Here is a 25,900-nt window from a genome sequence, read left to right as displayed (position 1 = left end):
CCCCCGTAGAGAACCGGCCGCCGCTCCTGACGCCCGCAGAACCCCCCGCTAGTTCGTCACCTCCGCGTTCTTGTACGTCTTGCCCTGCGGTGCGAGGCAGACGAACCAGTTGGACGGGGAGCCGTCGGCCGGGCGGATGTAGGGCCGGAAGTCGGCGTTGAAGCCGCGGTTCCTGGTGGTCAGGGGGGCGATCTGCGTCGTACCGTCCTGCCAGGTGCAGGTGACCTGCTGGGCGGTCCTGGCGACGCGGCCGATGACGAGGCGCTGGTCGGAGCCGTCCTTCACGGTCTTGTTGGACTCCAACGGCAGCGCGGCGGAGATGAGGTCCGTGCCCGAGTCGGTCTCCCCCTTCGTGAACTCCCCCCACGTCTTGGTCCACTGCTCGTCGCCCAGCATCAGGTGGACGAAGAACAGGCGCTTTCCGATGAGGTCGGAGGCGGTCTTCGCCCCCGACTCCCCTCTGTTCCCGTATTCGCCCAGGGCCTCCAGCTGGCCCTCCGCTTCCACGTCATTCTTCGCCGTCCCCCAGACGTCGATGGTGACCCGCCACTCCTTGCCCTTGTCGGTCCCGGACGCCAGCGTCGTGCGCTGCGGGGCGTACACATGCCGCTGCTCGGCGGTCGGCGGCTGGGTGGCCGGAGGTTCCACGCGGTCTCCGTCGCCGCCGAATCCGCCGGCCAGCGCCAGCGTTCCCGTCGAACCGGCGATGACCAGGGCGGCGGCGGCCGCGACCAGGTAGCGGCGGGTCCTGCGGCGGCGTCCGCCGCGGACCACCTGCTGGTAGGGGGCTATACCGATCTCGACCTCGTCCGCAGCATCGGCCAGCAGAAGGGCGATGTCCCTGTGCGTCATCTCGTGGCTCGTCTCTCGGTCCTCGCTCATCACGTGCGCCCTCCGTTCGTCACCATCTCGGCCAGCCCCGGTATGGCGCGGAGTTTCGCGATCCCCTTGGCCGCGTTGCTCTTCACCGAGCCCACCGAGCAGCCCATCGCCTCTGCCGTCTGGGTCTCGCTCAGGTCCTCCCAGTACCGCAGCACCACCGCTTCGCGCTGCCTCGGCGGCAGCTGGGCGAGCGCCTTCAGCAGGGCGCTGCGGTCGTCGGCCTGGGCGATGCGGTCACCGGTGTCGGGCAGCTCGTGGGTCAGGCCGGAGTCGTCCTTCGGTGCCAGGAACTCCTTGAGGCGCCTGCGGTGTCTGCGGGCGTGCCCGTTGATCATCACGCGCCGTACGTACGCCTCCGGGTCGTCGGCGGAGGCGACCCTGCGCCACGCCACGAAGACCTGTTCGAGCGTCGACTGGACCAGGTCCTCGGCGGCGTGCTGCTCCCCCGTGAGGAGAAACGCCGTACGCATCAGCCGCGGCCAGCGGCCGATGACAAAGCTCTGGAACTCGTCGTCCAGAGCCACCTTTCGATCCCCCATGGGCACCTCCTAGATGTCTAAAGGAGTCCATGAGCCGCGGATTTCGTTGCCTCTCCCCGCACACATTTTCACGACTGGCGTGCGGGCATCCCTCGTGGCAGCCACAGCAGCATCAGCACCGCCCCGCCCAGCAGCACCACGCCGCCCGTGCGGAACGCCAGCGCGTACCCCTCGGTCAGCGCCTCGGCCGACGTACCGCCCGCCGTGCGGGCCGCCGCGATCGTCGACATGACCGCGAGGCCGAGCGAGCCGCCCATCGTGCGCGAGGTGTTGACCAGGCCCGACACCAGCCCGGCGTCCCGCGGCCGGGCGCCCGCCGTGGCGAGGGAGGCCAGCGGCGTCGCGCCGAGGCCCGCGCCCGTCATCATCAGGATGCCGGGGAGCATGATCGTGGTGACGTACGTGCCGTGCGCCGTCATCGTCGACTGCCAGCCGAACCCGGTGGCGGCCACCAGCGTGCCGATGACCGCGACGTTGCGCGCGCCGATCACCGGCATGAGCCGCGGCGCGAGCTTCGAGCCCACGACCACCGCGAGGGAGCTGGGCCCGAGGGCGAGACCGGCGCTGAGCGGCGAGTAGCCGAGGACGTTCTGCGCGTACAGCGTCATGAAGAACCACATGCAGAACATCGCGGAGCCGCACAGGAACATCGCCACGTTCGCCGACGACACCGCGCGCAGCCGGAACAGGTTCAGCGGCATCAGGGGCGCCTTCGTCCGCGCCTCGACAGCCAGGAAGAGCCCGACGAGGCCGAGCCCGGCGCCGAGCGGCACGAGGGTCTCGGCGGCCGCCCACCCCTCGGCCTCGGTCTGTGCGATGCCGTACGCGAGGGTCGCGAGGCCCGCCGTCACCAGCAGCGCGCCCGGCAGGTCGAGCCGCCGCCCGTCGCCGGCCCGGCTCTCCACCAGCCAGCGGGACGCCCCGGCCAGTACCACGACGCCGACCGGCACGTTGATGAGCAGGACCCACCGCCACGACAGGCCGTCGACGAGCAGTCCGCCGACGAGGCCGCCCGCCGCGCCGCCCCCGGCGCCGACCGCCGTCCACGTCGCGATGGCCCGCGCCCGTGCGGCTCCTTCCGGTACGGCGGAGGTGACGATCGTCAGTGTCGAGGGCGCGAGCACCGCCGCGCCCAGCCCCTGCACGCACCGCGCGACGAGCAACTGCCAGCCGTCCTGCGCCAGTCCGCCGCCGAGCGAGGCCAGCGTGAACAGGGCGAGCCCGACGAGGAACATCCGCTTGCGTCCGTACAGGTCGCCCGCGCGTCCGCCGAGCAGCATGAACCCGGCGAAGGCGATCGCGTACGCGTTGACCACCCACTGCAGGCCCGGCGCGCTCAGCCCCAGATCGCTGCGCATCGAAGGGAGCGCCACGTTCACGACGGACACGTCCAGGACGACGAGGAACTGCCCGGCGCAGGCGAGCGCGACCACCACCCAGGTCGGCGGTTCGGTCCGGCGGGATAATCGGGTGTCTTCCTCGGCGCGGAGCATGGTGGTCATGTTCTCAACCACCCCGGGCTCCTCGCACGGGATTTCGTTTCCTGGCACCAGGATTTCGCCGCGCCCACACGCGGGCCGCCGGCCTCAGCCCGCGACGGCCCCCGCCCCGGAAGCCCCCGACGCGATATCCAGCGCCGCGATGTACCCGAAGGTCATGGCGGGGCCGATCGTCGAGCCCGCCCCGGCGTAGCTGTGCCCCATGACGGCGGCGCTGGCGTTGCCCGCGGCGTACAGACCGGGAATGACCGAGCCGTCCGCCCGCAGCACGCGCGCCCGGGCGTCGGTGCGCAGGCCGCCCTTGGTGCCGAGGTCGCCGGGAACGATCCTGAAGGCGTAGTAGGGGGCCAGCCACAGGGGCGCCAGGCAGGAGTTGGGGAGGATCGAGGGGTCGGTGTAGTAGTGGTCGTACGCGCTGTCGCCGCGGTGGAAGTCGGTGTCCTTGCCGTTCAGGGCAAGGGAGTTGAAGCGGTTGACGGTGGCGCGCAGGGCGGCCGCGGGGACGCCGATCTGCCCGGCGAGCGCGTCGAGGGTCCAGGCCTTGTGGGCGGCGCCGGAGTCGTACCACGCGTCGGGGAACGTGAAGGTCGGGGCGACGTCCTTGAAGAGGTAGCGGTTGCGGTAGTTCTGGTCGACGATCAGCCAGGCCGGGATGTCGGGAGCGGAGGCGTTCTTCTCGTACATGATGTGGACGACATCGCTGTAGGGGGCGGCCTCGTTGACGAAGCGGGCGCCCGCCGCGTTGATCAGCAGGCCGCCGGGCAGGGTCCGCTCGGCGAGGCAGAAGTACGGATCGCCGGGCAGCGGGATCGCCGGGCCCCACCAGGCGTCGTCCATCAACGCCAGTGCGCCGCCCGCCCGTTCACCCGCCCGGATGCCGTCGCCGGTGTTCTCCTTGGCGCCCACGGTCCACTCCGTGCCGATGGGCTGCCGCTGGTACTGCGCGCGCATGGCCGCGTTGTGCTCGAAGCCGCCGGAGCCCACGACGACCCCGCGCCGGGCCCGGATCAGACCCGCCGCGCCACCCTTCGTGACCACCGCGCCGGCGGCGGCACCGTTCTCCAAGTACAGGTCCGTGAGCGGGGTGTTGAGCCACACCGGCACCTGGGCGGCGAGCAGTCCGGCGCGCAGCCCCGCCGCCAGCGACTGGCCCATGGTGAGGGGCTTCTGCCCGAGCAGCGCCGCCTTGGTGCCGCGGGCCAGGCACTCGGTGGCGACGGCGGCGCCCTTGACACTCACGGCGGACAGAGCGAGCCACTTGTAGTCGGCGCTGAAGACGACCATGCCGGAGGGGACCGCCAGGTACGGCGGGTTCAGATGGGCGAGTTCGGCGCCCAGGATGTTGCCGTCGAGCTGATCGGGTTCGATGGAGCGGCCGTTCGGCAGTCCGCCGGCCAGCTCGGGGTAGTAGTCGCTGTACCCCTCCATCCAGCGGAACCGCAGCGGGCTGTTCGCCAGGACGAAGGAGATCATGGCGGGCCCGTGCCCGAGGAAGGCCTGCTGCCGGTCGGCGGAGACGTCCGGCCCGACCACCGCCGCGAGATAGGCGGCCGCCTTGGCCGCGGTGTCCGGGACGCCGGCGGCGAGGATCACCGGATTGTTCGGGATCCACACGCCCGCGCCCGACCGCGCCGCCGAGCCCCCGAAGGTGGCCGCCTTCTCTACGACGACACAGCTCAGCCCCTGTTTCGCCGCCGTGAGCGCGGCGGTCATCCCGGCCGCTCCGGAACCGATCACGACGACGTCGTACGTTCCGAGAAGCGGGAGATCGGCCGCCTCGGCGTTCCCCGCGACCCCGGGGAGCCCGGCGGCGAGCGCGAGCCCGGCTCCGGTCGCGGCGCCGAGGACGCGGCGCCGCGACGGGCCGCTTCCCGAGGAAGGCGAAGGGTTACGTCTTGCGGGGTCAGCGTTGTCGGGCATGGCGGGTCGCTCCAGCCGGGCGAGGTGATGGGAGGCGGTGCTGTGCCCCCGGGAAGCAACTGACGCCGGGCGTCCCGGTTCTGATGACGCGTCAGAAATGTGCCGCGACGCTCTTGTGAAGTCAAGGCCCACGCTCCTACCCCGGGTGCCCGCTGTTCCCTTGGCATCCGGGGTCGCTGCCGGACGGCGCCACCGGGTGGGTGGGCAAACCCCGGTCACCCCCCGCTCGTACCGGCACCCGGGGTGGGTGGGCAAACCCCGGGTGCCCTCTGCTTCCTTGTCACCCGGCGTGGGTGCTGGCCGGGGGTGGGTCACGCAACTCGGCGCTGACGAGGCGCCGCCTGCGCCCACCCGTGCCGCCCCAGCGGCACGATTGCCCGCAGGGTGGGCGACCACGGCCCGCAGTCGCCCCCCCATCCCACCGGACCGTGAGCGATCAGCCACCCCCCACCCGCAGCAACGTCACCACCGCAGCGCCTCCCAGCCCGATGTTGTGCGCAAGCCCCACCCGCGCCCCCGCCACCTGCCGAGCCCCGGCCTCCCCCCGCAACTGCCAGGTCAGCTCGGCCACTTGGGCAATGCCGGTCGCGCCCAGCGGGTGCCCCTTGGAGATCAGCCCGCCCGAGGGGTTCACCACCCACCGCCCGCCGTACGTCGTGGCGCCGGACTCGACGAGCTTGCCGGACTCCCCCTCCCCGCACATGCCGAGCGCCTCGTACGTCAGCAACTCGTTGACGGAGAAGCAGTCGTGGAGCTCGACGACGTCCACGTCCTCGATGCCGATCCCGGACCGCTCGTAGACCTGACGTGCCGCCTCCCGCGACATCGGCTGCCCCACGACGTCGATGCAGGACCCCGACGCGAACGACTCCTCCGTGTCCGTGGTCATCGCCTGCGCGACGATCTCGACGGCCTTGTCCCCCAACCCGCGCCGCTCGACGAACCGTTCGGACACGACGACGGCGGCGGCCGCCCCGTCCGAGGTCGGCGAGCACTGGAGCTTGGTCAGCGGCCGGTGCACGACCCGGGAGGCGAGGATCTCGTCGACGGACCACACGTCCCGGAACTGGGCGTACGGATTGTGCGCCGAATGGCGGTGGTTCTTGGCACCGACGGCGGCCAACTGCGCCTCCGTCGTGCCGTACCGCTCCATGTGCTCACGCGCCGCGTCACCGAAGATCTGCGCCGTGGGCGGGGTCATCTCGAAGCCGTGCCGGGCGGCCATGACGCCGTAGTGACGAGCCACCGGGGACGTACTGAAGTCGCCCCCGTCGGCCCCACCCCCCAACGCCCCCCTCTTCATCTTCTCGAACCCCAACGCGAGCACGCAGTCCGAGACCCCGCCCTCCACGAACTGCCGCGCCAGCATCAACGCACTGGATCCGGTCGCACAGTTGTTGTTGACGTTGTAGACGGGCACACCGGTCAGACCCAGTTCGTAGGCGGCACGCTGCCCCGCGGTCGAGGGCTGGAAGCAGTAGCCGACCGGGACCTGCTCGACGTCGGCGTACGGGATCCCGGCATCCACAAGGGCGCCATTACCCGCCTCCCTCACCATGTCCCAGTACTGCCACTCCCGCGTCTCAGGCTTCTCGAACCTGGTCATCCCCACACCGACTACGAAGGCCTTCATGACACTCCTCCCCTGCACATTCCCGGCGCATCCCGGAGCGTCCCCGGCACGCCTCCAGAGACCCGCGCCAGACTAGAACACGTTCCATTCCGGCAACAGATCCCGGCCGGGACAACCTGACGGAACGTCAGATCTTCATGGGAAGGTCAAGAATTGATTAGCGACTCAAAGCAACGGAATAGTTGCCCAGGCGCACGAGGTTCACCTTGCACATACCCCGCAGCAAGTGCTCCGCACCGTTTACCCCTCACCACCCCGGAGGCCCCACGCAATGAGCCAGACAACGACGGACCAAGGCACGCGAAAGGCCGGCGGGGCCGGAATCGTGCCGGTGCTCGCCTTCGCGGGCATCGTTGTCGCGGTCATGCAGACCCTGCTGGTCCCGGTCATCAAGGACCTGCCGGAGCTGTTGAGCACCTCGCCCAGCAACGCCACCTGGGTGCTGACCTCGACGCTGCTCTCGGGCGCCGTGGCCACGCCGATCATGGGCCGCCTCGGTGACCTCTTCGGCAAGCGGCGCATGCTGCTCACCAGCCTGTCCGTGATGGTGGCGGGCTCGCTGGTCAGCGCGTTCACCAGCGCGCTGATGCCGATGATCGTGGGCCGCACGCTCCAGGGCTTCGCGATGGGCGCGATCCCGCTCGGCATCGGCCTGATGCGCGACATGCTGCCCCGCGAGAAGCTCGCCTCGGCGATGGCCCTGATGAGCTCCTCGATCGGCGTCGGCGGCGGACTCGCGCTGCCGCTCGCGGCCCTGGTCGCGGAGCACACCACCTGGCACGCCCTCTTCTACGGCTCCGCGGGCCTCGGTGTGATCTCCATCGCCCTCACCCTCCTCGTCGTACCGGAGTCCCCGATGCGCGCCGAGGGCACCTTCGACTGGCTGGGCGCGATCGGCCTGTCCGCCGGCCTTGTCCTGCTCCTGCTGCCGATCACCAAGGGCAGCGACTGGGGCTGGAGCTCCGGCACCACGCTCGGCCTGTTCGGCGGGGCCGTCGTCGTCCTGCTCCTGTGGGGCCTGATGGAGCTGCGCGTGAAGGCTCCGCTGGTGGACCTGCGCACCACCGCCCGCCCCGCGGTGCTCTTCACCAACCTCGCCTCCATCATGGTCGGCGTCTCCTTCTACGTCGTCTCGCTCGTCCTGCCCCAGCTCCTCCAGCTCCCCTCCAGCACGGGCTACGGCCTCGGCCAGTCCATGGTCGTCGCGGGCCTGTGCGTGGCGCCGCTGGGCCTGACGATGATGTTCACGGCGCCCGTCTACGCCCGGATCTCGGCGAAGTACGGCCCCAAGGTCACCCTCATCCTCGGCATGCTGATCATCGCGATCGGCTACGGCGCGGGCCTCGGCCTGATGAGCGCCGCCTGGCAGACCATCGTCATCTCGGTGGTCCTGGGCGCGGGCATCGGCCTCGCCTACTCCTCGCTGCCCGCGCTGATCGTCGGCGCGGTCCCCGCCTCGGAGACCGGCGCGGCCAACGGCCTCAACACCCTGATGCGCTCCATCGGCACGTCCGTGTCGAGCGCCGTCGTCGGCATGGTGCTCGCCAACACGGCGAACCACGTCGGCGGCGTCGCGATCCCCACCATGCACGGCTTCCGGGTGTCGTTCCTGATCGCGACCGGCGCGGTGGCCCTCGGCCTGCTGTTCGCGATCTTCCTGCCGAAGCAGCGGCAGGCCGCCAAGCCGCAGCTGCGCGCCAGCAGCGAGGAGGACGCCGCCCTCCAGCGGGCGCAGGAGATCCTCGGCGGCTTCCGCGGCCGCGTCCTGAACGCCGACGGTGTCCCGGTCGCCCGCGCCAAGGTCACCCTGATCGACCGCCGCGGCCGCCAGGCGGGCGCGACGCTCTCCGCGGACGACGGCAGCTACGCGCTCGCCGTGCCCGCCCAGGGCGCCTACGTCCTCGCCGCCAAGGCCACCGGCCACGGCCCGCTGGCGTCCTCGGCGACGCACGCGGGCGACGACCGCCCGGTCGACCTGGACCTCGCCCTGCCGGGCGAGACCGTCTCCGCCTGACCCCGCCCCGGCCCTGATCACCGCCGCACCCCCGTCGCCCACGCGCCGGGGGTGCTGGTGCACCATGGGGCACCCACGGATACGTACGACAGGAAGGCCCCCCATGCCCGCGGCACCCAGGCCGGAGCCCAAGCCCGAGATCCTCGCCGCTTTCGAGGCGGCGAAGGGGTTCATGCCCCTCGGGGAGGGGCTCGCGCTGTACGAGGCGGCGGTCGAGGCCGGGCGGCTGGGGCTGCCGCTCCTGGAGGTCGGCACGTACTGCGGGCGCTCCGCGATCCTGCTCGCCGACGCGGCGCGCGAGGCCGGGGTCACGGCGATCACCGTCGACCACCACCGGGGCAGCGAGGAGCAGCAGCCCGGCTGGGAGTACCACGACCCGGAGACGGTCGACGCGGAGATCGGCCTGATGGACACGCTGCCCACCTTCCGGCGCACGCTGCACCGGGCGGGCCTGGAGGACCACGTGGTCGCGCTGGTCGGCCGCTCCCCGCAGATCGCCGCGTTCTGGGGCTCGCCCCTCGGCCTCGTCTTCATCGACGGCGGCCACACCGACGAGCACGCGAGCGGCGACTACGAGGGCTGGGCGCCCCATGTGGCCGAAGGGGGCCTGCTCCTCATCCACGACGTCTTCCCGGACCCGGTGGACGAGTTCACCGGCCAGGCGCCGTACCGCGTGTATCTCCGGGCCCTGGAGTCCGGCGCGTTCACCGAGATCTCGGTGACCGACTCGCTGCGCGTCCTGCGGCGAACGGGAGCGGGGATCTGAGGCTCGGGCCGGAGCACCGGAGCAGCCGACGTGCTCCGGCCGATCCGCACGTGTCGCAGGTCGACGGTGTTCAGGAGAGGCGAGCCACCACAGCCTCGTACTCGGCGGCGTGCTTCGGCGTCAGGTACCGGGAAACCCTGACGAGCACGGTTCCATGGACGTAGTCGTACTCGGCGATCGCGGGCATGGCCCTGGTGACACCCCGGATGTACGCCGCGCGGGTCTTCGCGTCGCCCGGGTTCGCGAACACCTCGATGGCGCCGCCGCGTTCGACGTCACCAGGGCCCGCTCCGGTGACATCACCTGCGGGGACGAGGCTGTCGGTGAAGGTGATCTTCGAGGTGTACTGGCCGGGGCGGCCGAGGAGGTAGTTCGGGTCGTTGGTCGCGGTGACGGTTCCGGAATGTCCCATGGACGTCATGGTGCGGGACATCTGCTGGTACGCGCTGCGCGCGGTCAGGGGCGCTGCCGGTCCGGAGGCCGGGGCATGAGCCGCGGTGGTGCCGCAGGCGGTCAGTGCGGCGAACAGAAGGACGCCGGCTGCGGCGGTGCGGGTCTTGTGCATGCGCCCATGCTGGCGACTCTCACCCAACAGCACCTCTATGTAGCGGAGTTGTAACGCTGTGTTCCCATGCGGGGCGGGCTGTTCGGATGGACTCCTGCCGCCGCCCCGCCGGCCCGGTCGGACACCCCCGCGGCGGACCTCCCGGCAACGACTCTCGCCGCTGCGCCGCCGTGGAACCCGTGAACACCCTGGACGGCCGCTAGGGTGGCTGACGTGTCGTACGTAGGCCCTGACTTCGATCCTCCCCAGCCGCACCGCTCCCGGCGCGGGCCGTTGACCGTCGCGGTCGCCGCCCTGGTGCCGACAGCACTGGTCGGCTGGCTCGTCTACACCGCGGTGGGCGACTCCGGCGACGGGGGCGGCGGTACGGACAAGGCGGCGCCCGCGTCGGTCTCGCCGGCCTCCTCGGCGCCCGCCACCACGCGGCCCTCCCCCTCGGACGACGGCAAGAAGCCGAGTGCGACGCCGACCCCGACGCCCACCACGTCCCGCCCAGCCGCTTCCGGACCCCTCAAGGGCAAGGTCGTCGTCATCGACCCGGGCCACAACACGGGCAACTTCCAGCACTCGGCCGACATCAACCGCAAGGTGAACATCGGTACGAACTGGAAGGAGTGCGACACCACGGGCACATCGACCAACGCGGGTTACACGGAAGCCCAGTTCACGCTCGACGTCTCGCGCCGGCTGCGCACGATCCTGCAAGAGCAGGGCGCCACGGTGAAGTTCACCCAGGACGGCGACCGCCCCTGGGGGCCGTGCGTCGACGAGCGGGCCCGGATCGGCAACAACGCACACGCCGACGCGGTGGTCTCGATCCACGCGGACGGCTCGGCGGCCGGCAACCGCGGCTTCCACGTGATCCTTCCCGGGGCCGTGCACGCGGGCGCCGCCGACACCCGCCCGATCGTCGCCTCCTCCCGCGATCTCGGCGAGCGCATCGCGGGCAACTTCGTGCGGGACACGGGCAGCGCCCCCTCGAACTACGTCGGTGACGGCACCGGTCTGGTCGTCCGTAAGGATCTCGGCGGTCTCAATCTGTCAACGGTTCCCAAGGTGTTCATCGAGTGCGGCAACATGCGCGATAGCAAGGACGCGGCGCTGCTGACCAGTGGCGCGTGGCGGCAGAAGGCGGCGCATGGGATCTCTGAGGGAATCGTGAGTTTCCTGCGCGGGTAGTGCCTGAAGCACGGATCCCGGCGGACACCCACGTCAGACGGACGATAGTGTCCTCCCTACGATGAGGGGCCACCCCCGCGCTTTCCCACCAGGGCCTGACGGCGCGCTTCACAGCGCGGCCCGACAGCGCCATGGTGACAGCGACGCCTCCACCGATGACGAGACGACTGACGAAGGACCTGTGAAGTGAATATCCGCTCGCTCACTCGAGGCGACGGCGTGGTGATCGGAGCAGCGGTGTTGCTCTTCATCTCCTCGTTCCTCGACCTGGCCGGCTGCAGCGGCAACTACTGCGGCAGCATCGACTATCCGAACGCCTGGGACTACAGCCTGGGCCTCGGACTCGGCACCTACATGCTCGGTGTGGTCGGCGGCGCGCTCATCGTGATCGGCCGGGCCCTTCCCCAGCCGCGCAAGGTAGCGGGCCTCGACCTCGGCACCGTTGGCGTCGCGTTCTCGGTCGCCTCCTTCTGGACGCTGCTGTGGTGGCTCATCGACGCCGACGACTCCGGCGCCGGCCTCATCCTCGGCTTCCTCGCCGCTCTGGTGCTGGCCGCCGCCGCGATCGCCGGCCCGCTCGTCCCGGCGCTGAACGCCGCGCTCGTCGGCGCTCCGAAGCCGCAGGTCGCCGGGCAGCCCTACGGCGGTCAGCCGCAGGGCGGTTACGGCTACCCGGGCGCCCAGCAGCCGGGTCAGCCCTACGGGGCGCAGCCGCAGGGTCAGCCCTACGGCGCGCAGCCGAGCCAGCCGACCCCGCCCGCCCCGAGCCAGCCGCAGCAGGCGCAGGCTCCGGGGGGTCAGCCCGCGGGGGACTTCTCCCCGTTCTGGTTCGCCGTGCCAGTGGCGCGTCCGCTGTTCGCGGAGGACGGTTCGCCGACGCCGATCGCCGAACTGGCGCCGGGTACCTGGTACCTGGCCGTCGAGCAGCGCGGTCCGAACCTGGTGGCGCAGACGCAGGACGGCCGCCGTGGCGTACTGCAGGACACCTCGGGCATCCAGCGCGGCTGACGCCCGCCCGGTGCACGACCGGCCCCTCGCCCTTCCGGGCGGGGGGCCGTTGTCGTACAGTCGCACGCCGGATCTGACGTACCGTCACCACCTCGTCCCTGGAGGCAGCATGCGGCTCGGTCTCGCACTCGGTTACTGGGGGCGCGGCCCCTCCGCGGACCATGTGCCGCTGGCCCAGGAGGCGGAGCGGCTCGGTTACGACTCCGTGTGGACCGCCGAGTCATGGGGGTCGGACGCCTTCACGCCGCTCACCTGGATCGCCGCGCAGACGTCAAGGATCAAGCTGGGCACGGCGGTTGCGCAGATGGCCGCCCGCTCGCCGACCACGACCGCGATGCACGCGCTCACCCTGGACCATCTGTCCGGCGGACGGATGATGCTCGGCCTCGGGCTGTCCGGTCCACAGGTCGTCGAGGGGTGGTACGGGCGCCCGTTCCCGAAGTCGCCGCTGACCGCGACCAGGGAGTACGTCGATGTGGTGCGCCAAGTCCTCCGGCGTGAAGGACCCGTTGAGCTGGCGGGGCGCTTCCACTCCCATCCGTACCGGGGCGCCGACGGTACGGGGCTCGGCAAGGCGCTGAAGCCGATCACGCACCCGCTGCGGGCCGAACTGCCGGTCCTGCTCGGCGCGGAGGGCCCGAAGAACATCGCGCAGACGACGCGGATCGCGGACGGCTGGCTGCCGCTGTACTGGTCGCCGATGCGGACGGACGTGTACACGGCCTCGCTCGAAGCGGCACCCGACGCCTTCCTCGTCGCGCCCATGGCGCAGGCGCGGGTCTGCCACGACGTCGCCGAAGGGCTGCTGCCCGTCAAGACGATGCTCGGCTTCTACATCGGCGGGATGGGCCACGCGGCACGCAACTTCCACGCCGACCTGATGGCCCGTATGGGCTTCGAGGCCGAGGCACGCCATGTCCAGGAGCTGTTCCTGGCCGGCCGCAAGGAGGAGGCCGTCCTCGCCGTGCCGGACGCCTTCGCCGACGAGATCTCCCTCGTCGGGCCGCGCGAACGCATCGCCGAACGGCTGGAGTTGTGGCGCAAGGGCCCGGTGACGGACCTGCTGGTCCTGGCACCGGACCCGCACACGCTACGGGTGCTCGCCGAGCTGAACTCCTAGCCGCCGGTGAGCTCGGAGGCCGACGGGACCTTTTCCGTGACCTCCGCGCCCGCGCTCTTTCCGGCGTCCTTCACCTTGTTGATGATGTCGTCGAAGGAACTCGCGGCGTCGCCATCGCCCTTGCGCAGCTTGGACGGCAGGTCCTTGAGGGCGTCGATGCCCGCGGTGAGCGGGGCGACGGCCTTGGAGAGCAGGGGGTCGCCCTTGGCGTTCTTGCTCGCGGCCTTGAGGCGGTTGTACGCGAAGGTGCCCGCGAGGCCCGCCTTGACCAGCGCGAACGTACGGCCCTTCGCGCCCTTCTTGAACTTGCCGGCCTTCCAGGGCTTCACGATCCACTGGTAGGAGGCCCCGGCCGCGAGCCCCGCGTTCGCCACGAACCGGGTCTTGGCGAGCTTCTGCTTCTCCGGTGAGCCACTGGGGCTGGCGGCCGCGACGGCGGCGGTGTCCTGCGTGGCGTCGTCGGTGTCGCTGCCGCACGCGGTGGCTCCGGCGAGCAGGCTGCAGCAGAGGGTGAGCGCCACGACGAGGCGCCGTATCGGTACGGGCACGGGGTCCTCCGGGAGGTGAACGGTTCTCCCGGATCCCGGGAGTCACGACTCTCCCGGCAGCCTCACCCGGGTCCGGCCACTGCGCCACTCGGGGGAACCCGTTCGGGTTTCATCCGGGAAACGCGGGCTACCCGCAGGGGCATGTCCCCTCGATATCGCAACGGTTCCAATTCAGCGGGGACGGTCATCGCGATCGTCGCGGACATCATGGCCGTCATCCTCGGACTGTGGATCCTGTTCTACCTACTGGACGCGAACCGCGCCAACGACCTGGTGGAGTTCGTCCACGACGCGGCAGCCTGGCTGGCCGGCTGGTCCCGCGACCTGTTCACCTTCGACGAGGCGTGGGCACGCGTGGTCGCGGGCTACGGCCTGGCAGCCGTCGTCTACCTCTTCGTCGGCCACGCCATCGCCAACCGGATGCACCGCCACTGAGAGCCGAGGGCCCCGACTGCTGCGACTAGTCGCAGCAGTCGGGGCTCAGGCCTGTCGGCAGGCGTTCGCCGCCGAAGACGGCGCAGGTGGGCTCGTCGCCGCCCAGTGCGGCGACGGCCAGCAGCAGTGAGCCGGCGGTCCAGGTGGTGAGTTCCTCGGGCCAGATGGCCTGGTCGTCGAAGACGAGTCCCGTCCAGTACAGGCCGGTCTTCGGGTCGCGCAGGTGCTGGATGGACTGGAGGATCTCCAGGGCGCGGTCGGACTCGCCCACCGCCCAGAGGGCGAGCGCGAGTTCGGCCGATTCGCCGCCGGTCACCCACGGGTTGGGGACCACGCAGCGGACGCCGAAGCCGGGCACGACGAAGCGGTCCCAGCCTTCCTCGATACGGGACTTGGCCTCGGCGCCGGTCAACGCGCCGCCGAGCACCGGGTAGTACCAGTCCATCGAGTAGCGGTCCTTGTCGAGGAACCGCTCCGGGTGCCGGCGGATCGCGTGGCGCAGCGCGCCGACCGCCAACTCCCAGTCGGGCTGCGGCTCTTCGCGCTGCTCGGCGATGGCGAGCGCGCAGCGCAGCGCGTGGTGGATGGACGAACTCCCGGTCAGCAGCGCGTCGTTCACCGCCGTGCCGTCGTCCTCGCGCTTCCAGCCGATCTCCCCGCCCGGCTGCTGGAGCCGCAGCACGAACTCCATGGCCGCGTACACGGCGGGCCACATGCGGTCCAGGAACGTGTCGTCGCCGGTGGCCAGGTAGTGGTGCCAGACGCCGACCGCGATGTACGCGACGAAGTTCGTCTCGCGGCCGCGGTCGGTGACGTCGGCGAAGTCCCCGTCGGCGTACGCCGCGTACCAGGAACCGTCCTCGTTCTGGTGCCGCGCGAGCCACTCGTACGCCCGCTCGGCGGCCTCGTGCTCGCCCGCCGCGTCGAGCGCCATCGCGGCCTCGGTGTGGTCCCACGGGTCGAGGTGGTGCCCGCGGAACCACGGTATGGCGCCGTCCGGGCGCTGCACCGCGAGGATGCCGTGCACCGTGGCACCGGCCTGCTCCGCGGTGAGGACCCCGGGCAGGACGAGGTGTTCCGTCCGGGGAGTCGGAGTCGTCACGAAGCGTCCACCGCGGCGGCGTCGACGGGCAGGTGCGGCTTGGTCGCGTACGCCACGAAGCTCTTGCCGATCAGCGGGTTCAGCGCCTGCTCGGCGACCCTTGTCGCGAGGGGCTTCTTCATGATGTCCCAGACCAGGAGCTTGTGGTACGCCCGCACGGGCAGCGCCTTGTCGTTGTCGACGCCGAACGCGCACTTCAGCCACCAGTACGGCGAGTGCAGCGCGTGGGCGTGATGGGTGCCGTACGGCTTCAGGCCCGCCTCACGGATCTTGCCGAGCAGTTCGTCCGCCTTGTAGATGCGGATGTGGCCGCCCTCGACCTCGTGGTAGGCGTCCGACAGCGACCAGCAGACCTTCTCGGGGCCGTAGCGCGGGACGGTGATCGCGATGCGGCCGCCGGGCCGGAGCACGCGGACCATCTCGGCGAGGACGCCCTTGTCGTCGGGGATGTGCTCCATGACCTCGGAGATGATCACGACGTCGAAGGACTCGTCGGGGAAGGGCAGCGCGAGGGCGTCGCCCTCCATGGCCGTGGCGGTGGCCCCGGCCGGTGCCTCGCCGGCCTCCTTCATCGCCGCGAACCACTTGGCGACCTCGCGGATCTCCTCCCCGTTCTGGTCGAGCGCCACGACCTGGGCACCGCGCCGGTAGCACTCGAACGCGTGCCGTCCGGCACCGCAGCCGAGGTCCAGGACGCGGTCGCCCGGGGCGAGCGGGAACCGGGAGAAGTCGACGGTCAGCACGTGGCCCTGCTTTCGCGATAGACGCTTGTTGTTGCTGTTGCGGCCTCGGGGCGGCCGGGGTTCTGTACTGCGGAGCCGTCGGGGCCCGCCACCGCGGGGGTTCCGCCACGCGGGCGCAGGGCCATGGCCTCGCGGTAGTGGGCCACCGTGCCCTCGGCGGCCTTGGCCCAGGTGAAGCGGGCGAGGACCCGCGCCCGCCCGGCGGTGCCGAGCCGGGCACGCAGCCCGGGGTCGCCGAGGAGGCGGCTCAGCGCGGCGGCAAGTGCGCCCGCGTCACCGGGCGGTACGGCGAGGCAGGTCTCCCCGTCGGGGCCCGCGACCTCCGGGATGGCGCCGCCGGTGGTGGCCACGAGCGGTGTGCCGGTGGCCATCGCCTCGGCGGCGGGGAGCGAGAAGCCCTCGTACAGGGAGGGCACGCAGGCGACCTCCGCCGACCGTACGAGGTCGACGAGTTCGGCGTCGGAGATCCCCTTGACGAACTCGACGGCGCCTTCGAGGCCGTAGCGCTCGATGGCCTGGGCGACCGGCCCGTCCTCGGCGCGCTTGCCGACGACGACGAGGTGCGCGCCGGGGTGCTCGGTGCGCACCTTCGCGAGCGCCTCGACGAGGAAGACGAGGCCCTTGAGCGGCACGTCGGCGCTGGAGGTGGTGACGATCCTGCCCGGGATCTGCGGGATCGACGGATCCGGCGAGAAGAGGTCGGTGTCCGCGCCGATGTGCACGACGTGGATGCGCTCGTCGCGTACGCCGAGATGTTCGACGATCTCCTGGCGGGAGGTGCCGGAGACGGTGAGCACGGAGGGCAGGCGGCGGGCGACGCGCTTCTGCATGCGGGTGAACGCGTACCAGCGGCGCTTGGACAGGCGCTGGCCCCAGCTCTGCGCCGCGTCCAGCTCCAACTGCCGGTCCACGGTGATGGGGTGGTGGATGGTGGTGACGAGCGGTGCGCCGACGTCGCCCAGCAGTCCGTAGCCGAGGGTCTGGTTGTCGTGCACGATGTCGAACTCGCCGCGGCGGGCGCGCAGATGGCGGCGGGCGCGCAGCGAGAAGGTCAGCGGCTCGGGGAAGCCGCCGGTCCACATCGTGCCGACCTCGAGGGCGTCGATCCAGTCCCGGTACTCGTCGCGCTTCGGGGTGCGAAAAGGGTGCGGCGGGCCGTACAGGTCGAGGCTGGGGAGTTCGGTGAGGGAGAGCCCGTGGAGGTTCTCGCCCTCGTCGAGGACGGGGTAGGGCTGGGAGCCGATGACCTCGACGCGGTGGCCGAGGCGGACGAGTTCGCGCGAGAGGTGCCGTACGTAGACGCCCTGGCCGCCGCAGAACGGGTCGCCCCGGTAGGTGAGGAGCGCGATGTCGAGCGGTCGCTCTCCCCCAGCGGCGGAGTCCTTCCGAGGACCCGCCTCCCTGGCCTCAGCGGTCACTCCGGGCCCCTCTCTCCCTGCGTTTCCCGCGAGATTACGCCGGGACGGTAATCTAGAACAAGTTTCAGACTTGATCGTCCAAGAGGCTCTGAATCTACCGGCAGGTAGCACCACTGTGAGCGGTGGATCAGGTGATTCGCGCCACGGCGGACACCCTGCCATGCTGTCTGATCGCCCGCCTCACCGAGTGCCACGGAACGGGACCCATGCCTGCGGAAGTCAAGGTGGAAGCCAGAACCGGCCCCAGTACCGAGCGCCCCGCCTCGCCGCCCCTCACGGAGCGGCAGGAGGCGCGCCGGCGGCGCATCCTGCACGCGAGCGCCCAACTGGCCAGCCGGGGCGGCTTCGACGCGGTGCAGATGCGCGAGGTCGCGGAGTCCTCGCAGGTCGCGCTCGGCACCCTCTACCGCTACTTCCCCTCGAAGGTGCACCTGCTGGTCGCCACGATGCAGGACCAGCTGGAGCACATGCACGGCACCCTGCGGAAGAAGCCGCCGACCGGTGACACGGCGGCGGAGCGCGTCGCCGAGACGCTGATGCGGGCCTTCCGCGCGCTCCAGCGCGAGCCGCATCTCGCCGACGCCATGGTCCGCGCGCTCACCTTCGCGGACCGCAGCGTCAGCCCCGAGGTCGACCAGGTCTCCCGCCAGACGACGGTGATCATCCTGGACGCGATGGGCCTGGACGACCCCACCCCCGCCCAGCTCTCCGCGGTCCGCGTCATCGAGCACACCTGGCACTCGGCCCTGATCACCTGGCTCTCCGGCCGCGCCTCCATCGCCCAGGTCAAGATCGACATCGAGACGGTGTGCCGCCTGATCGACCTGACGGACCCGGACGCGCGGCCCTAGCCGACCGCCGACAGCCCGCTCCAGCTGCGCCCGAGCAGCGCTTCCCCGGCCCACCGTTCCAGCAGGTTTCGCGCCTCGTCCTCCGGGGCCGCCAGGGAGACCAGCTGGGCGCCGGCCCGCACGCCGCGGCCTTGGTGGTGAGTGCCCTCGCTGCAGCAGGCGCAGAGCAGTTTCGCTCCGCTGGTGGGTTCGGCGCCGTAGCCGGAACCGGCGAACAGGCCGAGCAGGGCCTCCAGGTCGGCCGAGTCGGCGGCGTTGACCGTCACTTCCAGGGTGGGCAGGTCCGAGGCCTCGAAGAGCAGCAGCTCGTCGAAGACGGGGTAGGTCGTGCCGTCGACGATCCGCTCGCCTTTCGGTTCGCCGTCGTGCAACACGATCTCGCCGTACCGCCGGCCGCCCACGAGGGGCACGTTGACGACCCGGCCGCGGGTCGGGCAGAGCCGTTCGATCCACACGACCTCCCGCTCCCCGTCGGTGTCGAGCCGCACGCAGGCGTTGCCGAAGCGGCCGTTGATCTCGCCCTCGCCGCCCGGGAGCCCGATCCCGAAGCCGTCCCAGGCGTCGCGGGCCGTCGCCCAGTCGCGGCGGACGGTGGCGGCTATGCCGAGGTTCCAGAAGGCGGGGTCGCCCTCGCCGCGCGGGGCGCGGGCGGCGGCCTCGCGCCCGAGGTCGTACGCCTTCTCCCAGTTGCGCAGGAACTTGTGGGCGAGCGCGGCGTCGTACCACCACACCGCGCTCTTCTCCTCGTCGGGGAAGTGCGCGAGCACCTGCTCGTACAGGTCCGCCGCCCGCTGCCACTCCTCGGCGTCCCACGCCGCGTACGCCTGCTTGATCAGCTCTCTGGCCTCGGCCTTGCGCACTCTTCCCCACCCTGGTCGTTCCGCCGAATCGCAGGAGAGTACCCCCGGGCGCCGACAGGGCGGCACCCGGGCCGGGAACCCGGTGAGCGCGGCCTACTCCTCGGGGGGAAACACCGGCTCCCCGCTCCCCAGCAGCGTGATCACGATGGCCTCCACCGGGCAGCCCTCCGCGGCCTCCAGGATCTTCTCGTTGGCGTCGGTGTCCGGGTCGACGGGGTGGGACTGCATGGCGGAGTCCTGGCGGAAGGACTCCGGTATGAGGTGGACGCACTGGGCCGAGCCGATGCAGAGGGAGCGGTCGACGTCCACGTGCCAGCGGTCGCCCGCCCCCACGGTCGGCTCCGCTCCCGCGGGAGGTACCCCCACCTTCAGGCCTCCCATCCCGCAGGGAGGTGGATCATCTTGTGCTCCAGGAACTCGCCGTAGCCCTCGGGGCCGAACTCCCGCCCCAGGCCCGAGTTCTTGTAGCCGCCGAAGGGGCCGAGCATGTCGAGGCTGAAGGTGTTGACGGAGTACGTGCCGGTGCGGACCTGCCGGGCGATGTCGATGCCGTGCCCGACGTCCGCTGTCCAGACGCTGCCGCTGAGGCCGTAGTCGGAGTCGTTGGCGATCTTCACCGCCTCGCTCTCGTCGCCGTACGGGAGAAGGCAGATGACCGGGCCGAAGATCTCCTCGCGGGCGATCCGCATGGAGTTGTCGACGTCGCCGAAGAGGGTCGGTTCGACGTACCAGCCGCGGTCGAGGCCGGGTGGACGGCCGCCGCCCGTAAGGATCTTGGCGCCCTCCTCCTGGCCGATGCGGATGTAGTCGAGGCTGCGCTGCTGCTGGCGTTTGGCGACCAGCGGGCCGACCTGGGTGGCCGGGTCGAGGGGGTCGCCGACCACCAGGGCGGAGGCGGCCACGGCGAAGGCGTCCGCGAACTCGTCGTAGCGCGAACGCGGGAGAAGGATGCGGGTCTGGGCCACACACGCCTGGCCGTTGTTCATCCAGGCCGCCGAGACGATCCCGGGGACGGACGTCGTGATGTCGGCGTCGGGCAGGACCACGGCCGCCGACTTTCCGCCCAACTCCAGTGTCACGCGCGTGAGATTGCGGGAGGCGACCTCCATGACCCGCTTGCCGGCCGCGACCGATCCGGTGAAGGAGACCTTGTCGACGCCCGGGTGCCCGACGAGATACTCGCTGACCTCGCGGTCCGCCGGGAGGATCGACAGCACGCCCTCCGGCAGCCCGGCCTCCCGGGTGATCTCGGCGAGGATGTACGCGTCCAGCGGCGACTCGGGCGACGGCTTGAGCACGACCGTGCAGCCGGTCAGCAGCGCCGGCGCGAGCTTGGCGGCGGCCACGAACTGCGGGACGTTCCACGGGACCACGGCCGCGACCACACCCACCGGCTCCCGGCGCACCAGGATCTTCCCGAGGACACCGTCGCGTGTCTCCTCGTACGTGAAGTTCCGCGCGACCGTGATCGCCGCGTCCCACACCATCATCGCGCCGAGCGCCTGGGCGAGGACGCTCCAGGAGTACGGCGACCCGTTCTCGGAGGAGATCACGCGGGCGATCTCCTCGTGGCGTACCGCGATCGCGTCCTTGATCCGGGTGACGACCGCGATCCGCTCGTCCAACGTCATCCGCGGCCAGGGCCCTTCGTCGAACGCCTTGCGCGCGGCGGCGACCGCCCGGTCCACGTCGCCGGTCGAGGCGTGCGGCACCCGCCCGATGATCTCCTCGGTGTGCGGCGAGATCACCTCGATGACGTCCTTGCCCAGGGGGTCCGTCAACTCCCCGCCGATGAACAGCTGTCCGTGTTCCACGAGCTCGGTCATGGCGACTGCCTCCCCGGGCCGCTCTCCGGCCTTTTCGCCTTCTCTGACGATCCATCAGATACGAAGCTTGATACCAGCTCCGGCCGACGGAGTCCACGGATGGGACACACACCCGGAGGGTCCGGAAGGTCGTCTCGGGCTACCGTCGAAACCTGTTCTAGTTATAGTGGCCGGACAGCGGCCGGAACATGGCGCCGGACCAAGGCGATTGGGGAGCCCATGACGCAGGTGTCCGATCACGGCGGGGGCGTACGGTCCCTGCGGGTCCCCATCCCGGACAATCCCCTCGGTTTCACGCTCGTGTACGTCGTCGACACCGACCGGGGTCCGGTACTGATCGACACCGGCTGGGACGACCCGACGTCCTGGGACGCCCTCGCCGAGGGGCTGGCCGCGTGCGGGACGTCCGTCGCGGAGGTCCACGGGGTCGTCATCACCCACCACCACCCCGACCACCACGGCCTGTCGGCCAAGGTCCGGGACGCCTCCGGCGCATGGCTGGCGATGCACGCCGCCGACATCTCCATCGTGCGGCGGACCCGGGAGAACCGGCCCGAGCGCTGGTACGCCTACATGTCGGCGAAGCTGACGGCGGCCGGCGCACCCGAGGAGCACGTCGCGCCGCTGCGCAGAGCCCAGGGCCGCCCCCGCACACTCCCTGGCTTCTCCCCCGCGCTCCCCGACCGTGAGATCGTCCCCGGCGAACTCCTCGACCTGCCGGGCCGCCGGCTGCGCGCGATCTGGACCCCCGGCCACACCCCCGGCCATGTCTGCCTCCACCTGGAGGAGGAACATCCCGCCCAACTCGCGGGCCACGGGCGCCTGTTCTCCGGCGACCACCTCCTCCCGGAGATCACCCCGCACATCGGCCTGTACGAGGACCCGGACGACACCACCGTCACCGACCCGCTCGGCGACTACCTCGACTCGCTGGAGCGCGTCGGCCGTCTCGGGCCCGCCGAAGTGCTCCCGGCCCACCAGCACCCGTTCGCCGACGCGCCCGCGCGCGTACGGGAGTTGCTCGCGCACCACGAGGAGCGGCTCACCGGGCTGCAGGGCCTGCTCGCCGAGCCGCTCACCGCCTGGCAGCTCGCCGAGCGCATGGAGTGGAACCGCCCCTGGGACCAGATCCCCTACGGATCACGGAACATCGCGGTCTCCGAGGCCGAGGCCCATGTGCGGCGACTGGTCAAGCTGGGACGGGCGGAGGCGGTGGCGGGGAGTGAACCGGTGACGTACGTGGCGGTGTAGCCGAGCCGAGTCCGGCGAATCCCGGTGAGGCGGCGTTGGCTGCGCAGTCCGATCAGGTGGCGTTGGCCGCGCAGTCCGATCAGGTGGCGTTGGCCGCGCAGTCCGATCAGGTGGCGTTGGCCGCGTAGTGCAGCCCCTCCTCGTAGGGCATGGTGCGCCCCTCGTCGTACGCCTGCTCGTACGCCTTGTCCCCGATCTCGTCGCGGATGCGCCGTTCCTGGGCGCGGCGGGTGGCCAGCAGATCGGGCGAGTCCAACTGGGCGCGCCCGATCAGCCCCCAGAGAGTCTCGCCGATGCCGAGGAGGCGGGCGGCGCGGTGTCCGTCACCGGCCGCGACGACCGCGGCGGCCAGGACCTCCAGTGAGACCGCCGCCCCCACGGTGTTGTGCAGCAGGCTGTTCCCGGCGATGGCGGTTCGGGCGTTGCGCGCCGCCGCGCCGATGTCGCCACGATCCAGGTCCGCCTTGGCGACCAGGAAGTCGCCGATGGCGCCCGCCCAGCACTCGCCGTTCTCCGCGCTGGCCCGGCGCACCTCGTCGGCGACGACGCGCGCGCCGTCGTGGTCGCCGCCGTACAGCTGCGCGAAGGCGAGCGAGAGCCGGACCTGGAGCTGGACGGCCCCGAAACCGTCCTCCCGGGCCGGCAGCCGAGGGGCCGCCGCCAGCATCTCGATCGCCTCGGACATACGTCCCCTGAGGGCGAGTTGGGTGCCTGTGACGTACGTGGCCGCCATCATCCCGACCTCGTCTCCCTGCTTCTTCGCCGCGTCCGCGCACCGCGCCGCCCAGTCGGCCGCGACGTCGAGGTCGCCCTGGAGCAGCGCCACCGCACCTCGCGCCCACAGCGCACGGATGTGATCGGGCCCGGACGCCGGATCGACGGCGAGCGCCAGATCGAGGCAGTGCTGGGCGTCGCGCAGACAGCCGCAGTGGCGCCACAGGAAGCCGACGTCTGCCGCCATCGCCAGGGCGGTTCGCGGGTCGGGTTCGGCGAGCGCGAAGTCCATGGCGGCACGGAGGTTGGCCGTCTCGGCGAGCGTCCTCTCGCACCACGCCACCTGCCGTCCGGTGTTCCACTCGGCGTAGCCCGCGCGGGCCATACACCGGTAGTGGTCACGGTGGCGCAGCCGTACGGCGTGTTCCTCGCCGAGCGCGCGCAGCCAGTCGGCGCCGAACTCCCGCACGGTGTCGAGGAGTCGGAAGCGGCCGGGATCGGTGCGGTGGCGCAGCACGATCGACTGCTCGACGAGGCGCGCGAGCAGGCTCTCGATCCGCGCCGCAGGCAGCGGGCCGCCCGCGCAGACCTCCTCGGCGGCGTCCAGGCAGAAGCCGCCCGCGAACACCGAGAGCCGGGCCCACAGCAGCCGTTCCAGCGGGGCGCACAGCTCGTGGCTCCAGCCGATGGTCGTCCGCAGGGTGCGGTGGCGCGTGGGTCCCGTCTCGTCGTGCGCGTCGAGGTCGTCCGAGGTGAGCAGGTCGAGCGGGGACGGCAGGCGTTCGCCGAGCCGGGCGTGCAACTGGTCGAGGGAGAGTTCGCAGAGACGGGCGGCCGCCAGTTCGAGGGCGAGCGGGATGCCGTCGAGGCGGCGGCAGACGGACTCCACCGTGCCGCGGTTGCCGCCGTCCAGGACGAAGCCGGGGGCCGCGGCGGCGGCACGGTCGGCGAACAGGGCCACCGCGTCGTCGGCGACCGGCAGCGGGTCGAGGCGCAGCACCCACTCGCCCGGCAGCCCGAGCGGCTCGCGGCTGGTGACGAGGACGCGCAGTCCGGGCAGGACGGGCAGCAGGGCCTCCGCCAGGGCCACGCAGTCCGCGAGGACGTGCTCACAGGAGTCGAGGATCAGCAACAGCCGCTTCCCCTCGGCCCATTCGGCCAGCACCTCGATGACCGGCCGGGTCGACTGGTCGGCGAGCCGCAGGGCCTCCAGGACGGCCAGCCCGACCAGGCCCTCGGTGTGCAGCGGGGACAGCTCCACCAGCCAGACGCCGTCGGGGTACACGCCCCGGAACCGGCTCGCTGCTCGCAGCACGAGCCGGGTCTTGCCGACCCCGCCGGCCCCGACCACCCCCACCAGCCGGTGGACGCCCGATCCCGGGTCCAACTCCTTGTCCAGCCAGTCGAGTTCGGCCCGTCGCCCGATGAAGCTGCGCGGGTCGGCGGGCAGGTTTCCGGGGTTGCCCGGTCGGCCACCGGTCGTCTTGTCGGACACGTGGACCAGTGTGTCCGGATCACCCTCACTCGATGCCCAAGTCCCGCGACTCGGGCAGAAAGGCGGCACGCCCTCGTCACGACCGAGCAGATTTCGACGAGATGCGATCAACACGCTGTCGGTGAAGGAGAGGAGAGAAATAGTCGGCGATCGTCGGGAGATGGCCGAAAGGGATCAGGGGCAGGGGATGACCGCCATGGACAGGGGCGGCAGGAACGGCAGGGGCTGGAAGACCAGGAGCAGGAAGGTCGGGGCGGGCGCCGAGGGCACGGCAACGGAGACGGATCCGGACACTCGTGTGGATCCGGAAACGGGTGCGGAGGCTGGTGCGGGGGCGGATGGGGGACCGACCGCCGGACGGCGCGAAATCCGGCTGCTGCCCGTCCCGTTGGCCGCCTGTCTGCTGATCACCGCGCCGGTTCTCCTCCTCGAACCGGTTCCGCCGTTCGTCATGCTGCTGCTCATCGGCCCGCTGCTGGCGTGCGTGCGGCTCGGCTTCCGGCACACACTGCTGGTCTGCGGCTGGTCCGCGGCGCTCGGCCTGGTGATGGGGTGGGGCGACGGCACCCTGCTGACCGGCGCCTTCGCCGTCGACTGGAGCTGGCTGCTGTTCGGCTGCACGCTCACCATGCACGCGGCCCGGCAACGCGACCGTCTCACGGAGACGCTGGCACACGCCCGCGAGGTCGCCCGGATCACCCAGGAGGTGATCCTGCGGCCCATCTCCCGCACCCTGGAGGGCACTCACGTCTGCACCCGCTACTACAGCGCCGTCCGGGAGTCGAGCGTCGGCGGCGATCTGTACGACGTCGCCTCGACACCGTACGGACTGCGGGTGCTCGTCGGCGACGTACGCGGCCATGGTCTCGACGCCCTGCGCCTGACCGCCGAGACGATCGCGGGATTCCGTGAACTCGCCTACACCACCCCCGACTTGACCACCATCGTCGACTGCCTCGACGCACGGCTCGGCCCGGATCTGGGCCCCGAGGACTTCGTCACGGCCGTGCTCGCCGAGTTCGCGCCCGGTGAGGTGCGGCTGGTCAACTGCGGTCATCCGGCGCCCCTGCGCGCCGGCCACCGTGTCGAGCTGCTCGAACCCCTCGTCCCCACACCGCCGCTGGGGCTGAACCCCGATCCACGGCAGTACCGCGTACGGCTCCAGCCCGGCGACCGGCTCCTCCTCTACACCGACGGCCTGACCGAGGGCCGCGACCCGGCGGGCACGCCCTTCCCACTCCTCGGCGAGGCCGCGATCGCGCTGCGCGAACCGCACCCGGAGGACGCCCTGCGTTCCTTGCACGCCCGCCTGGTCGCCCACACCGGCGCGTCCCCCGCCGACGACCTGGCGCTGGTGCTGTGCCAGCCCACGGAGCTGAACGTGCCGGCACCCGTACGGGTCCCGTGACGCCGTATCGCTCCGTACCTCTGCGTACTGCTCGAAGCTGTTCGAACTGAGCCCCACCGGTGCCGGACCGATGATTCCGTGTCCCGACGGGAGTCAACCCTGCGACGGCACGCATCGTATGGAT

23 protein-coding genes are annotated in these 25,900 nt (G+C 71.5%); 9 read left to right on the top strand and 14 right to left on the bottom strand.

What is annotated here, in order from left to right:
* Window positions 1–48: 48 nt before the first annotated feature.
* From AB5J56_RS31380 to AB5J56_RS31360, 5 genes are all read right to left on the bottom strand, one after another.
* Window positions 49–882: a hypothetical protein gene (locus tag AB5J56_RS31380; protein WP_369237410.1), complete on the bottom strand. Its 834-nt coding sequence runs from the start codon at window positions 880–882 to the stop codon at window positions 49–51.
* On the bottom strand, window positions 882–1,421 hold the full coding sequence (locus tag AB5J56_RS31375; RefSeq protein WP_369237408.1) for a SigE family RNA polymerase sigma factor: 540 nt from the start codon (window positions 1,419–1,421) through the stop codon (window positions 882–884). Before AB5J56_RS31375 ends, AB5J56_RS31380 begins: the two co-directional genes overlap by 1 nt.
* 68 nt (window positions 1,422–1,489) lie before the next feature.
* Window positions 1,490–2,923 (bottom strand): MFS transporter, encoded by a 1,434-nt coding sequence (locus tag AB5J56_RS31370; protein WP_369237406.1) that lies wholly within the window; start codon window positions 2,921–2,923, stop codon window positions 1,490–1,492.
* Between the two features lie 84 nt (window positions 2,924–3,007).
* On the bottom strand, window positions 3,008–4,840 hold the full coding sequence (kstD, locus tag AB5J56_RS31365) for a 3-oxosteroid 1-dehydrogenase (RefSeq protein ID WP_369237404.1): 1,833 nt from the start codon (window positions 4,838–4,840) through the stop codon (window positions 3,008–3,010).
* A gap of 436 nt (window positions 4,841–5,276) precedes the next feature.
* A complete protein-coding gene (locus AB5J56_RS31360) occupies window positions 5,277–6,473 on the bottom strand; it encodes a lipid-transfer protein (RefSeq protein WP_369237402.1) in 1,197 nt (398 codons plus the stop codon).
* 271 nt (window positions 6,474–6,744) lie between these two features.
* Here AB5J56_RS31360 and AB5J56_RS31355 point away from each other — a divergent pair, with 271 nt between their 5' ends.
* Both AB5J56_RS31355 and AB5J56_RS31350 read left to right on the top strand, forming a co-directional pair.
* Window positions 6,745–8,487, top strand: a complete 1,743-nt coding sequence (locus AB5J56_RS31355) for an MFS transporter (RefSeq protein WP_369237400.1) — start codon at window positions 6,745–6,747, stop codon at window positions 8,485–8,487.
* A 103-nt stretch (window positions 8,488–8,590) separates the two neighbouring features.
* Complete coding sequence (locus tag AB5J56_RS31350; RefSeq protein WP_369237398.1) at window positions 8,591–9,253, top strand: class I SAM-dependent methyltransferase; 663 nt, start codon at window positions 8,591–8,593, stop codon at window positions 9,251–9,253.
* A gap of 70 nt (window positions 9,254–9,323) precedes the next feature.
* Here the strand turns inward: AB5J56_RS31350 and AB5J56_RS31345 are convergent, their stop codons facing one another.
* Complete coding sequence (locus AB5J56_RS31345; protein WP_369237396.1) at window positions 9,324–9,818, bottom strand: hypothetical protein; 495 nt, start codon at window positions 9,816–9,818, stop codon at window positions 9,324–9,326.
* Window positions 9,819–10,031: 213 nt separating this feature from the next.
* On the opposite strand from AB5J56_RS31345, the gene AB5J56_RS31340 reads away from it, so the two are divergent.
* The 3 genes from AB5J56_RS31340 to AB5J56_RS31330 all read left to right on the top strand — a co-directional run bounded on the left by AB5J56_RS31340 (window position 10,032) and on the right by AB5J56_RS31330 (window position 13,125).
* Window positions 10,032–10,997, top strand: coding sequence for an N-acetylmuramoyl-L-alanine amidase (locus AB5J56_RS31340; RefSeq protein WP_369237394.1), 966 nt, complete (start codon window positions 10,032–10,034; stop codon window positions 10,995–10,997).
* A gap of 186 nt (window positions 10,998–11,183) precedes the next feature.
* Window positions 11,184–12,005, top strand: a complete 822-nt coding sequence (locus AB5J56_RS31335) for a DUF5336 domain-containing protein (protein ID WP_369237392.1) — start codon at window positions 11,184–11,186, stop codon at window positions 12,003–12,005.
* A gap of 109 nt (window positions 12,006–12,114) precedes the next feature.
* Entirely contained in the window at window positions 12,115–13,125 is a 1,011-nt protein-coding gene (locus tag AB5J56_RS31330; protein ID WP_369237390.1) for an LLM class F420-dependent oxidoreductase, read from the top strand.
* Here the strand turns inward: AB5J56_RS31330 and AB5J56_RS31325 are convergent.
* Window positions 13,122–13,673: a hypothetical protein gene (locus tag AB5J56_RS31325; RefSeq protein WP_369237388.1), complete on the bottom strand. Its 552-nt coding sequence runs from the start codon at window positions 13,671–13,673 to the stop codon at window positions 13,122–13,124. The genes AB5J56_RS31330 and AB5J56_RS31325 overlap by 4 nt on opposite strands.
* A 141-nt stretch (window positions 13,674–13,814) precedes the next feature.
* Between AB5J56_RS31325 and AB5J56_RS31320 the strand changes: the two genes are divergently transcribed.
* Window positions 13,815–14,108: a hypothetical protein gene (locus AB5J56_RS31320; protein ID WP_369237386.1), complete on the top strand. Its 294-nt coding sequence runs from the start codon at window positions 13,815–13,817 to the stop codon at window positions 14,106–14,108.
* Window positions 14,109–14,133: 25 nt separating this feature from the next.
* Here AB5J56_RS31320 and AB5J56_RS31315 read toward each other — a convergent pair whose 3' ends face one another.
* The 3 genes from AB5J56_RS31315 to AB5J56_RS31305 are packed head-to-tail and all read right to left on the bottom strand — an operon-like array spanning window position 14,134 to window position 17,371.
* On the bottom strand, window positions 14,134–15,210 hold the full coding sequence (locus AB5J56_RS31315) for a prenyltransferase (RefSeq protein ID WP_369237384.1): 1,077 nt from the start codon (window positions 15,208–15,210) through the stop codon (window positions 14,134–14,136).
* A complete protein-coding gene (locus AB5J56_RS31310; protein ID WP_369237382.1) occupies window positions 15,207–15,953 on the bottom strand; it encodes a class I SAM-dependent methyltransferase in 747 nt (248 codons plus the stop codon). Before AB5J56_RS31310 ends, AB5J56_RS31315 begins: the two co-directional genes overlap by 4 nt.
* Entirely contained in the window at window positions 15,947–17,371 is a 1,425-nt protein-coding gene (locus AB5J56_RS31305) for a glycosyltransferase family 4 protein (protein ID WP_369237380.1), read from the bottom strand. The genes AB5J56_RS31310 and AB5J56_RS31305 overlap by 7 nt, the downstream gene beginning before the upstream one ends.
* A gap of 206 nt (window positions 17,372–17,577) precedes the next feature.
* Between AB5J56_RS31305 and AB5J56_RS31300 the strand changes: the two genes are divergently transcribed.
* Window positions 17,578–18,222, top strand: coding sequence for a TetR family transcriptional regulator (locus AB5J56_RS31300; protein ID WP_369237378.1), 645 nt, complete (start codon window positions 17,578–17,580; stop codon window positions 18,220–18,222).
* On the opposite strand, the gene AB5J56_RS31295 is transcribed toward AB5J56_RS31300, so the two are convergent.
* The 3 genes from AB5J56_RS31295 to AB5J56_RS31285 all read right to left on the bottom strand — a co-directional run bounded on the left by AB5J56_RS31295 (window position 18,219) and on the right by AB5J56_RS31285 (window position 20,908).
* The gene (locus tag AB5J56_RS31295; protein WP_369237376.1) at window positions 18,219–19,082 is read right to left on the bottom strand and encodes a tetratricopeptide repeat protein; all 864 of its coding nucleotides are present in this window, start codon (window positions 19,080–19,082) and stop codon (window positions 18,219–18,221) included. The two genes, AB5J56_RS31300 and AB5J56_RS31295, sit on opposite strands and share 4 nt — an antisense overlap.
* Window positions 19,083–19,175: 93 nt before the next feature.
* On the bottom strand, window positions 19,176–19,463 hold the full coding sequence (locus AB5J56_RS31290) for a ferredoxin (protein ID WP_369237374.1): 288 nt from the start codon (window positions 19,461–19,463) through the stop codon (window positions 19,176–19,178).
* Window positions 19,451–20,908 (bottom strand): aldehyde dehydrogenase, encoded by a 1,458-nt coding sequence (locus tag AB5J56_RS31285; RefSeq protein ID WP_369237372.1) that lies wholly within the window; start codon window positions 20,906–20,908, stop codon window positions 19,451–19,453. The genes AB5J56_RS31290 and AB5J56_RS31285 overlap by 13 nt, the downstream gene beginning before the upstream one ends.
* A 219-nt stretch (window positions 20,909–21,127) precedes the next feature.
* On the opposite strand from AB5J56_RS31285, the gene AB5J56_RS31280 reads away from it, so the two are divergent.
* Entirely contained in the window at window positions 21,128–22,159 is a 1,032-nt protein-coding gene (locus tag AB5J56_RS31280) for an MBL fold metallo-hydrolase (protein ID WP_369237370.1), read from the top strand.
* Window positions 22,160–22,265: 106 nt separating this feature from the next.
* On the opposite strand, the gene AB5J56_RS31275 is transcribed toward AB5J56_RS31280, so the two are convergent.
* Window positions 22,266–24,368, bottom strand: a complete 2,103-nt coding sequence (locus AB5J56_RS31275; protein WP_369237368.1) for a hypothetical protein — start codon at window positions 24,366–24,368, stop codon at window positions 22,266–22,268.
* Between the two features lie 187 nt (window positions 24,369–24,555).
* On the opposite strand from AB5J56_RS31275, the gene AB5J56_RS31270 reads away from it, so the two are divergent.
* On the top strand, window positions 24,556–25,776 hold the full coding sequence (locus tag AB5J56_RS31270) for a PP2C family protein-serine/threonine phosphatase (RefSeq protein ID WP_369237366.1): 1,221 nt from the start codon (window positions 24,556–24,558) through the stop codon (window positions 25,774–25,776).
* The last annotated feature ends 124 nt before the right edge of the window (window positions 25,777–25,900 follow it).

The organism is Streptomyces sp. R21, assembly GCF_041051975.1.
Taxonomy (GTDB): domain Bacteria; phylum Actinomycetota; class Actinomycetes; order Streptomycetales; family Streptomycetaceae; genus Streptomyces.
This window is presented reverse-complemented; position numbering and strand designations above follow the sequence as displayed.